Genomic DNA, 13,644 nt, shown 5'->3' on the forward strand with positions numbered 1-13,644 from the left:
GCAGATGAAGTGCCTGTATTGGACTTACCAACAGATTATCCGCGCCCAAGAAAACAGAGTTTTCAAGGTGCGACCCTCTCGTTTACGTTGGGGGAAGAGATTAAGAAAAGCGTACGCAAGCTGTGTGAGAAGACCAATACAACCGAATATATGGTGTTCCTTTCCGCCTTTATGGTGTTGTTGCAAAAATACAGTGGCCAAGATGATGTTGTTGTAGGAAGTCCGATCTCTGGGCGCCTGCATCATGACACAGAAACCATGCTGGGTATGTTTGTCAATACATTGGCGATGCGCGGACAGCCAGAGGGAAAGAAAAGCTTTGAGCAATTTTTACAAGAGATGAAAGAAACCACATTACAGGCTTATGAACATCAAGAATATCCGTTTGAAGAGTTAGTCGAGCAAGTCGATGTTCAACGTGACCTGTCACGTAATCCGATTTTTGATCATATGCTTGTTCTGCAGAATCAGGAAAACAATCAGCTGTCTGATCACAAGGGGTTTCGCAACATCAATCACGATTCCACAATATCAAAATTTGATTTAACTTTGAATATTGATATTGAGAAGCAAGGCTATGTTCTGCAGTGGGAATATTGTACGGCTCTATTTCAGGAAGAGACGATTCGGCAGATAGCTGAGCGAATGACGTATTTATTACAGTCATTGAGTGAACAGCTCTCGCAACCAATAGAGGAAATTAGTCTAATAACTGAAAAAGAACGTCAACAAGTGCTGACTGATTTTAATCCCGAGGCTACTTCCTATCCAAAGGAAAAAACGATCGATGCGCTATGGCTGGAACAAGTTCAACGCCATCCAGATCGGGAAGCGGTAGTTACGGCAAACGAAAGTGTAAGCTATGTAGAATTAGAGCAACGTGCCAATCAGTTGTGGGGCGAATTGCAACGCAACGGTGTGAAACCGGGAAGCTTAATTGGGATTGCTACAGAGAAATCTGTTGATATGATCGCAGGCCTGCTTGCAATTTTGAAGCATGGATGCGGCTATGTGCCGCTTGAGGCTGATTATCCCACCAAGCGGCTGCACCAGATGATTGAGGATTGTCAGATTGAGACAGTTTTATGTGGGGAGTGCCACTGGACTGAGCTTGAAGCAGTCGGGGTGCCACAGCTTCTTCCTCTCCATGGAGACTATCAAGAGGGGACAACGGAAAGCAAGGGAAGCGCGAATGATGTCGCCTATGTTATTTTTACCTCCGGTTCTACAGGACAACCGAAAGGGGTAATGGTGGAACATCGCAATGTGGTGCGGTTAGTGAAAAACCAAGACTATGTGGCACTGGAGTCTGCTCGCGTTTTACAAACCGGTGCGCTATCCTTTGATGCCTCCACATTTGAAATATGGGGACCACTTCTCAATGGCGGCACAGTTGCGTTAGTGGAGACCGATATTGTGACCGATCCGTCTCAATTACGAAACGCGCTTGAGACCTATGCGATTAATACGATGTGGATGACAGCACAATTGTTTAATAATCTCGTCGATTTGGATGTGGATGTGTTTACGCCGCTGGAGTCACTGTTAATTGGTGGAGAGAAACTATCGGAAGCACATGTGGAGCGATTCCTCGCTCACCATTCCATCCAGTTAATGAATGGCTATGGCCCAACAGAAAATACGACGTTTTCGCTTTATTATCCAATACAACCAGGGGATACCCGGCTGCCGATAGGCCGACCACTCCAGCATAGCAGTGCCTATATCCTTCAAGGAGAGCAATTAGCTGGGATTGGCATGCCAGGCGAATTATGTGTCGGCGGCGACGGAGTCGCCAGAGGCTATCTTAAGCAACCAGTGCTCACTGCTGAGAAGTTTGTCGAAAATCCGTATCAACCGGGCGAACGACTCTACCGCACGGGTGACTTGGCAAGATGGTTGCCAGACGGGACGATCGAATACCTAGGACGAATCGATGATCAAGTGAAGATTCGCGGTTTCCGTATTGAACTAGGTGAAATTGAGCAAGTGATGAAGCAACAGGCGGGGATTCAAGATGTCGCAGTTTTGGTGCAAACAGCACCGACAGGCGAACCTTTCCTTTCTGCTTATGTTGTATACCATGATAGGACCGAAAAACCTGATTCAGATCAACTAAAGGCACAATTGCGGTGGGAATTGCCAGATTATATGATCCCAGCGACTGTGACCGAGATGGACCAGCTGCCGGTTACACGTAATGGCAAATTGAATCATCAAGCCTTACCAGTACCAACATTCACCAGTTCAACAGCCTATGCAGCACCTGAAAATGAACGGGAAGAATTGCTTGTCACCATTTATCAAGAAGTACTAGGGTTAGAAAAGATTGGGATTGATGACCCCTTCTTTGAGATTGGTGGAGACTCTATCAAAGCGATTCGTATTATTTCGAAAATGCGTGAGGTTGGATTTGAGCTTGATTATGAAATGATGTTCCAAGAAAAGACGATTCGGGGGATCGCTAATAAGTTGAAAAACGTAGCAGCCGATCGGTTAGCTGAGTCGCAAAAAACAATCACTGGCTTATACGAATTGTCGCCAATTCAACATGAATTTTTAAATTGGTCATTTCCAAAGCCGCATCATTTTAATCAGGCTATCATGCTCTATACTCAGGAAAAACTTGAAGACAACATGGTTGATTCTGTGCTGAATGAATTAGTCATTCACCATGATATGCTGAGAGCTGTATTGGCAGATGGAAAACAACGGATTCGCCGTGTAGATGAGGATAACCTCTATAAATTAAAGGTCTATGATCTTGAACATATTACGAGTGAGGGTGAAATAAAAACACAAATCGAGGGAGAATGTGAAAGCATTCAAGCTTCGATAGATTTGGAAAATGGTCCTTTATTCCAAGTGGCCTTGTACCATACATCCAAAGGCACTCATCTTTTTATCTGTGTACATCATTTTGTCATGGACGGTGTTTCTTGGCGAATTTTACTGGAAGATTTTACTATTGCCTATTCTCAGCTGCAAGAGAAGGAGCCAGTAAAATTACCGCTTAAAACAATGGCTTATCCAGATTGGCAGCAAGCCCTTATTGCGCATGGTGAAACCTATGTGGCGAGACAGGAAATCCCTTATTGGGAAGGGGTTGTCGATACATTACAAACGATAGACAATCCATCGTTTGTTGAAAAAGGACAAGATTTGTTTAGCTATGATATTGAGATATCAGAGGAACTTACTTCCTCCTTATTATATGAAGCAGGAAGAGCCTATAATACAGAAATCAATGAGTTGCTTTTATCGGCATTAGGTTGGGCACTCTACCAAACGGCTGGAATCAAACAGGTCGGTATTGAACTGGAAGGACATGGGAGATATCCACTCGAACAATCGGTAAATATCGATCGAACAATCGGCTGGTTTACCAATATTTATCCAGTGATTCTTGAGGTTGTCCCAGACGATATCGGACGGACTATTAAAGAGATAAAAGAACGGCTGCGCAATGTCCCTAACAATGGTTTGACATACGGGGTCTTCAAGCATCTAGTTGAAACCAAGCTTCAGGATAAACAAAAGCAACTTCCATTAGGGATTAGCTTTAATTATTTAGGCAACATCCATGAAAACGAAAGCGGAATGTTCGAAAGTTCCATGCTCCATCCAGGAAAGATGAGTGCGGACGAGAACGATCATGGAAAGTCTATGACTATTGATGGTGTCATAGAACAAAAAAGATTACGATTTACAATTCAATTCCGATCATCTTCTCATGATCAAACGCTGATGAATATTTTCTGCACCCATTTCGAAGCTGCCTTAAAAGCTGTCATTAATCATTGTCTGACGGTGGAAGAAGGACAGTTTACGATATCTGATTACGGCGATCATGTCGAATGGGATGAAAATGAACTAGAGGATGTTCTTGAATTATATGTAGGTGAAGAAAATGATTAAACCACGACGATCTTTAAGAGAAAATCTATTTAAAAATAAATTTTTATTCATCAGTACGATTATCATCTCTATCTTGTTAGCTTGTTTTAATATAGGTCTTGCCTTTATTTTAAAATGGCTAGTTGATATTAGTGTTGATGGAACTACTAGCGAATTAATTCGCTTAGTTCAGATGGTAATTGGTTTCTTAGTTCTCTATTTAGTGCTAAGTATTACCCACTACTTGTTGAAAAATAAGTATATAAAAAATGCACTCACGAGATACAAAGAAGTGATCTGCCAGATTATTATTCGGAAAGATTTAACTGATTTTAAGAAGAAAAATACTGGCAGCTATATTTCTGTCATCAGTAATGATGTGAAAACAATTGAAACAGATTATGTGCAAGGGAATTTAATCCTCGTTACACAAATAGCGTTATTTATTCTCGGGTTAGCCGCTATGTTTTATTTAAATGTGTTAGTGGCGATTGTTGTATTGATCTTGAGTTTAGTACCGATTATCGTGTCTGTTGTGTTTAATGGAAGAGTAGCTTTTCATCAAACTGGTGTCTCTGAGAAAAACGAAGGCTTCACAACAACCATTAAAGACTTTTTCAATGGTTTTACAGTGGTAAAGAGCTTTGGAATTGAAAAGGAAGTCTCCAATGCGATCTCTGACGCCAATCAAAGTTTAGAAACAAAGAAACGAACCTTTAATAATCTCACAGATTTAATCAATAGTTTGACAGAGGTATCTGGTTTTATGGCAGTTGTCGGGACATTCTCATTCGGAGCTTACCTTGCTCTAAACGGAAAGTCGACTGCCGGGGATGTAGTAGCCTATATCCAATTGTTGAATTATTTATTAGGACCGATCGCGATCGTGGCAGAGTATCTGCCTAAACGCAAAGCTGGATTGGTCCTGAGTGACAAAATCGATCAAATGCTCTTAACAGAGGAGAAGGAAGATAAAGGAGAGAAAAAAGAAGAATTTGCGGATAAGATCCGTTTTCAAGATGTTTCCTTCTCTTTCAAAGATAGCGAGAATCAAGTATTGTCTGACCTTAATTTTGAATTAGAGAAGAACAAATCCTATGCAGTTGTTGGGTTAAGTGGAAGTGGAAAATCCACATTGTTAAATCTATTAATGGGGTACTATGACAACTATGATGGGCGGATTTTACTTGATGATACGGAGCTACGCGAAATTGATCCTTCTAGTCTGTATCAACTTATTTCGATGATTCAGCAAGAAATCTTTATGTTCGATACACAAATTGAAAACAATATAAAATTATTTAAATCCTATTCAGATGAGCATCTACAGAAAGCCATTAGCATGTCAGGATTGGAGCCATTGATGGAGAAAAAGGGACCAGGTTTTCAGTGTGGTGAAAATGGATCGCTTTTATCTGGAGGAGAAAAGCAGAGAGTGTCGATTGCTAGAGCTTTAATTAAAGGGACGCCAATTCTCTTGTTAGATGAAGCAACCTCATCTCTTGATAATGAAACCTCGACAGCAATCGAAAAATCGATTTTAAATATTGAAGATATTACGAGAGTGATTGTCACCCATAAATTAAATGGGGCGATGCTAGCTCGTTATGATGAAATTATTATGATGAAAAACGGTAAAGTCGTAGAAAAAGGATCATTTGAAGAGCTTATCGACCAAAAAGGATTTTTCCATGCTCTTTATCATGTCACACATTGAAGAAACGAGGCTGGGACATAACTAAAAGTTAAGCTCCAAAGACGAACAACGTATTACCTTAGCGAAGGAAATATACGTAGACTCCTTTGGTGAAAACACTTTTGTCCCGCCCTCCCTTCATAAATCGCTCGTATGAAAGGAAGAATATGATGGTGAAAACGGCTAAAAATCGTGTAATCGAAAAAATTTATCCGTTAACGCCTATGCAAGAAGGAATGCTTTTTCACAAAATGTTCGATGAAAAATCGACTAGCTATGTTGTTCAGGAAGTGATGTCGATAAAGAAGCAGCTTGATGAACAACAAGTGAAAAAGTCTCTGGAGCTGTTAAGCATAAGGCACCGAATTTTACGGACAGCTGTTGTCTATAAAAAGGTAAAAAAGCCACAGCAAATTATCTTATCAAACCGAAAGATCGAAATGGAAACCATCGATCTAAGTGATTTAGACCCAGTTGCAAGAAACGAACAAGAGCAAGAAATAACGCAGGAAGACATTAAAAGAGGCTTTGATCTAGAGAAAAACTCCCTCTTACGGTTGAAAGTGATCAAGAATGGGCCATCGGATTATAAAATTATCTGGACTTTTCATCATATTATTTTAGATGGATGGTGTTTATCGATCATTTCTTCCGACTTCATGAAGTATTATCTTGCTTTGCAGGAAGGAAAGCGGTTTGACGTATTAGCGGAAGAAGTGCGTCAAGAAGCGAATCGTTTACCTGATTTTGAAGATTACATCAAATGGTTAAGAAAGCAAGATGTTAATAAAGGGTTCAGCTATTGGCAAAAACTTTTAGAAAATTATTCGAATGTGGTAACGATTCTGCCAGATGGTTCTATTTCACAGGCAAAAGTCGAAAACAACCAAGTGGAAGTAAGCTATAGCGAGGAACTTAGTCATGATATTCAACACCTTTGTACTCAAAATGACATTACAGTCAATACATTGTTCGAAGTAGCCTGGGGGATTTTATTACAAAGATATACTCAGTCTAATGATGTTGTGTTTGGAAAAGTCGTGTCAGGAAGAAATAGTGACATCGAAAATATTCAAGAGATGGTAGGCTTATTTATTAATACTATTCCAGTTCGTGTGACAAGTCATGCCGATGATTACTTTGAAAAAATCGCGCAAACTGTTGCAAAGCAAGCCATCGATTCAACTCCATTTGATTACTGTCCATTGGCTACAATTCAGCAAATGAATGATTTAACATTCGACACTTTGATGGTGTTTGAAAACTATTATGTGAAGAATAAAATCGATGATCAGTTTATCGTAACCGAGAAATTTCGCGAGGAGACCAATTATCCGATCAGTCTAATCATTCAAAAGTCCGATGTATGGGTGACATCGATTATGTTTGATACGGAAAAATACAGTTCGAATGAAATAAAAAGGATCCTCCATCAGTTCAAACAGCTTATCGAAGACATTGTCCGTAACCCTACAAAAAAGGTAGATTCGTTGAATGTTGTGGGAGCAGCGGAAGCCGAAGAATTACTGCATGGATTCAATCCATCTCCATCCGTCTATCCAAAAGAAAAGCCGATTCATACGCTATGGCTGGAACAAGTCCAACGCTATCCGGAGCGAGAAGCGGTGGTCGCGGCGAATGAACGTGTAAGCTATGCAGAATTAGAGCAACGTGCCAATCAATTGTGGGGCGAATTGCAACGTACTGGCGTGAAATCGGGGAGCTTGATTGGCATTGTCACAGAGAAATCGGTTGACATGGTCGCAGGCCTGCTTGCGATACTGAAACATGGCTGTGGCTATGTGCCGCTTGAAGCTGATTATCCCACCAAGCGATTGCACCAGATGATTGAGGATTGTCAGATTGAGACAATTTTATGTGGGGAGCGGCACCGGACCGCGTTCAAGGACATCAATGTGCCACAGCTTCTCTCTCTACATAGAAACTATCAAGAAGGGGTACAGGAAAGCAAGGGAAGCGCGCATGATATCGCCTATGTTATCTTCACCTCTGGTTCTACAGGGCAACCGAAAGGGGTCATCGTGGAACATCACAATGTGGTGCGGTTGGTGAAAAATCAAGACTATGTGGCACTGGAGTCTGCTCGCGTTTTACAAACCGGTGCGCTTTCCTTTGATGCCTCCACATTTGAAATATGGGGTCCGCTTCTCAATGGCGGCACAGTCGCGTTAGTGGAGACCGATATTGTGACCGCTCCGGCTCAATTACGAAACGCCCTGGAGACCTATTCGATCAATACGATGTGGATGACAGCACAATTGTTTAATAATCTCGTCGATTTGGATGTGGACGTATTTACACCGCTCGAGTCACTCTTAATTGGTGGAGAAAAACTGTCGGAAGCGCATGTAGAGCGATTCCTCGCTCACCATTCCATCCAATTAATGAATGGCTATGGCCCCACAGAGAATACGACGTTTTCGCTTTATTATCCAATACAACCAGGGGATAGCCGGCTGCCAATTGGGCGACCGCTCCAGCACAGCAGTGCCTACATCCTTCAAGGAGAGCAATTATCTGGGATTGGGATGCCAGGCGAATTATGTGTCGGCGGCGACGGAGTTGCCAGAGGTTATCTTAACCAACCAGCGCTCACTGCTGAGAAGTTTGTCGCCAATCCGTATCAACCAGGTGACCGACTCTACCGCACAGGCGATTTGGCGAGATGGTTGCCAGATGGGACGATCGAATACTTGGGGAGAATCGATGACCAAGTAAAGATTCGTGGTTTCCGCATTGAACCAGGAGAAATTGAGCAAGTCATCAAGCAACAGGCGGGGATTCAAGATGTCGCAGTCTTGGTGCAAACAGCCCCAACGGGGGAACCCTTCCTTGCGGCTTATGTCGTGTATCAAGACATGGTCGAGCGACCTGACCCAGACCAGCTAAAAACCCAATTACGAACAGAATTACCGGATTATATGATCCCAACAACCGTGACCGAGATGGACCAGTTGCCTGTTACGCGCAATGGCAAATTGGATCACCAAGCCTTACCAGTGCCAACCTTCACCAGTTCCACTAGGTATGTCGCACCGAAAAATGAACGGGAAGAAGCACTTGTCGAGATTTTCCAAGGCGTGCTAGAAGTCAAGAACATCAGCACAACCGATGACTTTTTTGCGCTGGGTGGCCATTCTCTGCGTGCCACTCGTCTCGTCAATGTGATCGAGGCACAAATGGGCATCCGCTTGCCTTTAAAAATGATCTTTGACGCCCCGACGGTTCTAGAACTGAGTGAACAAATTGAGAAGCTAGAAGCCGATCAGTCCTATGAACCGATCCCAGCTGCACCTGCACAAGATTATTACAAGATGTCTTCGCCGCAGAAGCGTTTGTATATTATCCAAGCGATGGAAGGAGCCGCGACGGCCTATAACATCCCAGGGATGCTGGAAATGAAAGGAACGGTCGATCGTGACAAGATCAAAACGGTTTGTCAGCAGCTAGTAGACCGCCATGAAATCTTACGCACCAGCTTCCACTTAGTGGAAGGAGAGCCAGTACAAAAAATAGCTGATACGGTATCTGTTCAGGTGGAGTATGAAGAAAACGATGAGCTGACAGCCGCCACGGCTTTAACGGACTTTGTCCGTCCTTTCGATGTCGAACAAGCTCCGTTGTTTCGCGTGAAGGTGGTGCAAGGAGCCAAGCAAGCTTATTTGTTGTTTGATTTGCATCATTTGATTGCCGATGGGGAATCAATCAATCTATTAACCAAAGAGTTTTCCAAACTGTACCGGGGGGAATCCTTAGAAAAACAAACGGTGCACTATAAAGATTATAGTGAGTGGATGCAGCAAAAAGATCTGCAGGCACAAAAAGCGTATTGGGTCGACCAATTCCGTGAAGACATTCCGATCTTAGATCTGCCAACAGACTTTCCACGACCAGCTAAGCAAAGCTTCCGTGGAGCTACTTGGCCAGTGGAGATGACGCAAGAGATCAAACAAGCGGTCCAGACAATTACGCGCCAAACGAACACAACGGAATATATGGTCTTTTTAGCCGCCTTTATGGTGTTATTACAAAAATATAGTGGCCAAGAGGACATCGTCGTAGGCAGTCCGATTTCGGGAAGGACTCATCGGGATACCGAAGGGATGCTCGGTATGTTCGTCAATACCTTAGCGCTGCGCGGACGTCCGACCAAAACGAAGACCTTCGGCGAATTTCTAACGGAAATTAAACAGACGACATTAAACGCCTATGAGCACCAGGAATACCCGTTTGAAGATTTAGTTGAAGAAGTAGAGCCAATACGTGACTTATCGAGAAACCCATTATTTGATTGCATGTTGGTTTTGCAGAATCAGGGGCAAGAACAACTTACTGTCAAACAATTGGCCCATCAAGATGTCATACAGGAGAGCCAGATTGCCAAATTTGATCTAACGTTCACCATTGATATGACAGAAAATGGTTATTTGTTAAATATAGAATATTGTACAGACCTTTATAAGGAAGAAACGATCGTTCGTCTAGCTAATCAGTATATACAAATGCTCACTGTACTCCCAAGTGATCTTCATAAAACATTAAATGCATTGGATTGTTTGCCAGAACAAGAAAAAAGACAAGTATTGTACGAATTTAATGATACTCAAGTGATCTTTCATGAAGAAAAGTCGATCAAGGATTTAGTTGAAGAACAGGTGGAGAAAAGGGCGAATGAAGTAATCTTAGAACAAGGAGATCAGCAACTTACCTACGACGAATTGAATAAGAAAGCAAACCAAATTGCGAATCATTTACAAGCACTTGGAATTGGCAAGAATGATCTTGTTGCCTTTTCTTTACCGAGAAGCCTTGACCTAATCGCAACGATTTTAGGGATATTGAAAAGTGGCGCGGGATTTCTACCGTTGGAACATCAATATCCACAGGACCGATTAGAATTTATTATCAAGGATAGTCAGGCAAAGGCTCTTATAACAGAGGAAAATGCCCCCCAAATCGATACAGGAGAATGTCTATCACTTGCTCTACCAAATCTATTGCAAGGTTCGACTATCGATGATCCAGGGATTTCGATTGATATAGATCAACTTTGCTATTGCATCTATACATCAGGCTCTACTGGTATGCCAAAAGGGGTGAAAATTTCTCACCGCAACCTAGTCAATTATTTACAATATTGTGAGCAAGAATATGTCACAGGCCAAGCCATCATGCCGCTTTTTACAAACATTGGTTTTGACTTGACGATGACCTCTATTTTTATTCCCCTGTGCTTTGGCGGAAAATTAGTCATATATACGGAAGGGATCGAAAAGGATATTTACTCTGTTTTTCAAAATAGAGAGCTCACGATGATCAAATTGACACCATCTCATCTGGCAATTGTATGTGAACCAAACAAGCGCCAAGTATTGCCGCAGTTGCAGAGCCTTATTGTCGGTGGCGAGGAATTGTCGGCTAAAATAGCGCAAGCCGCTCTTACTCAATTTGGCGAGCACATCCACATTCATAATGAATATGGACCGACCGAAACAACCATTGGTTGTTGTGATTATATTTATAAACCAACAGATTCATATGTAAATGTGTTGATTGGTCAAGGCATTGCCAATATGGAAATCTATCTCCTAGAAGGAGAGCAATTATGTGGGATTGGCATGCCAGGAGAAATTTGTGTAAGTGGCTTGGGCGTTTCCGATGGCTATTTAAATCGGCCGGAATTAACGGCAGAGAAATTCGTCTCCCATCCACTTCTCAAAGATAAAAAAGTCTATCGGACGGGAGATTTAGGAAGATGGTTTCCTGATGGTACACTGCAATTTTTAGGGAGAATAGATGATCAAGTTAAAATTCGAGGAAGAAGAATTGAACTACAAGAAATAAGCCATTTGCTTTTAGCCCAATCTGGTGTGCAGGAAGCGGAAGTAGTTGTGAAAGAAAATCAGCTCGGGGATCAGCAGCTTTGTGCATATCTAATTATGAGGGATGCTGAACTTGATGAGCGTAGGATCAAAGAAGCATTAAGTCAGCAATTGCCGGATTATATGATCCCAACCTATATGAGCAAAGTAGATAAGTTTGAACTAACTTCTAATGGAAAATTAGATAAGAAAAAGCTTCCAGAACCGAATGTAATTGAAAAAACACCGTACAAACCAGCCAATACAGAAATTGAAAAAACAGTTGTGACGATTTTAGAAGAAGTATTGGGCGTTGAAGAGATTGGGATCCATGAAAGTTTCTTTGATTTAGGAGGAAACTCTTTAAAAGCGATAAAATTTGTTTCTAAATTAAGGGAGCATGGATTTGAGGTCAGTGTGATTCAATTATTCAATCTTAAAACAGTTGAAAGAATAGCAGCACTGATAACGGAGAGCCAAGAGCAGGATCAAAAGGTTGATCAGCTCCAAGCATTAGGGTTAAATTCTGATGAAATAAAGCTAGTGGATACAAGCCATGGAACAGTTGTATTGGTAGAAGATGCAATTCTAGAAAGCAGAAAGGCAGAGATCGCTCAATTTTTTGGCAAAGCGAATTCGATAGCTGCTCACTATTTATTCCCACTTTCCTTTGATCCAGGTGAAGGAATGCAACAAGGGCAATCATATGTGGATACCATTTTACAGCAGCATTATCGGCAGATTCCGGAGCAGGAATTACTAGAAAGGGCACAGACTAAATTAGCTGGCTATGCTGAATATTTTCAAGCTAAGCCATTTCCAACTAGAAAACCGTTATCGGCTATTCAAAAATTGTCTTATACAATGGGGATCCGATCCAGCTTTGCGGAGATCCATTTTCAGGAAAAGACCCATGTTCCTAAATTAGAAAAAGCAGTGGTAGCGTTATTGAAACGACATCCGATACTACGTACACAAATCAATATAAAAAAGGAAGAACTTATTGAAGTCGAATGTCCTGCTCAATTAAATATTCCGTTTTTGGATTTAACGTATGTGATAACGACTGTAAAAGAAAAGATCATTCAACAAGTAATCAGCATGTACACTGATTTTGATCAAGATGATTATTTTGCTGGAGATCAGTTAATGGCTAAGTTTATTTTAATAAAAAAAGACGAAAGAGATTATCGACTTATTCTCTTGTGCAGTCATCTTGTATTTGACGGTTTTAGCCAGGATATTTTGAAGCATGAGCTAGTAAGCCTTTATAAGGAAGAAGCAATCCAAGGTCCTGAAACACATTATGATTATGGAAACTATATAGAACAGATCCAAAAAGGTCCGCAAGCTACAACGCAAGAGGAGATCTATCAAAAGCTTGGATTGGCCGATTTTAAACAGGCGGTTAAGCAGTATCAAAAACTCGTGAAACAAGTAGATTTTGAACAGGTCCGATATACGTTCCGTTTAAATGAGGAGGTAAGGGTTCCATGGGAGCAGCATCCGATCGAATTGTCTGAACGCCTTTATGTGAAGGTGTTACAATATTTCTTCCCAGACCTAAAAATCCCTATGCTTGTTGTCCATAATGGAAGAAAATACTTGGATCAAGAGTATTATAATTATATTGGAGAGTTTATTGATTTTATCCCTCATGTTGTGGATGTCAATCAAGATCAATCGATTATGGGACAAGTAACGGATAAACTACAGTTTATGCGTGAACATAACATTAATATGGCTACACTATTTTCTGAATTGAAATTGCAATGGCGATATCCGAAAATACTCGGAGCCTTTACAAAATTAAATCCTAGAAACATTACAATTCCGATTCATAATCAGTTGATGTTATTTGAACAGGTTCAAGATTATGAGGAGATAGATGTTGATTTGCTAAACACTTCTCAGGAAGAATTTAAAGACCAAAACTTTATAAGCGTATTATGCTATCAGGATAAAATCCAAATTAGCACATTTTGCATAGCAGGCCAAGCCGAAGGGTTAAAAAGGTATTTAGAGAAAGAAATAAGCGTTATGTAAGAGAAGAGGCTGGGACAAAAGTGTTTTCACCAAAGAAAAAAGAACTAGTATGGAGCATATATTCGCTCCGGAAATATACTTCGCTTTCCGCGGGCGAGTGGCAGGCCTCCTCAGGCTTGCCGG

Annotated in this window: 3 protein-coding genes; all 3 read left to right on the forward strand. The window is 41.4% G+C overall.

The window, feature by feature from the left end:
- On the forward strand, positions 1–3,918 hold a 3,918-nt coding region (locus IPU53_RS24500; protein WP_207454126.1), incomplete at its 5' end, for a non-ribosomal peptide synthetase.
- The gene (locus IPU53_RS24505) at positions 3,911–5,614 is read left to right on the forward strand and encodes an ABC transporter ATP-binding protein (RefSeq protein WP_207454128.1); all 1,704 of its coding nucleotides are present in this window, start codon (positions 3,911–3,913) and stop codon (positions 5,612–5,614) included. The genes IPU53_RS24500 and IPU53_RS24505, both read left to right, overlap by 8 nt.
- Positions 5,615–5,760: 146 nt before the next feature.
- Positions 5,761–13,521, forward strand: a complete 7,761-nt coding sequence (locus tag IPU53_RS24510) for a non-ribosomal peptide synthetase (RefSeq protein ID WP_207454130.1) — start codon at positions 5,761–5,763, stop codon at positions 13,519–13,521.
- Positions 13,522–13,644: the final 123 nt, after the last annotated feature.

The organism is Bacillus sp. SD088, assembly GCF_017355205.1.
Classification (GTDB): domain Bacteria; phylum Bacillota; class Bacilli; order Bacillales; family Bacillaceae_C; genus Lederbergia.

Bases quoted from the DNA above. Each gene is read 5' to 3' on its own strand.
- IPU53_RS24505 (WP_207454128.1), top strand. From the start codon at position 3,911: ATGATTAAACCACGACGATCTTTAAGAGAAAATCTATTTAAAAATAAA.
- IPU53_RS24510 (WP_207454130.1), top strand. From the start codon at position 5,761: ATGATGGTGAAAACGGCTAAAAATCGTGTAATCGAAAAAATTTATCCG.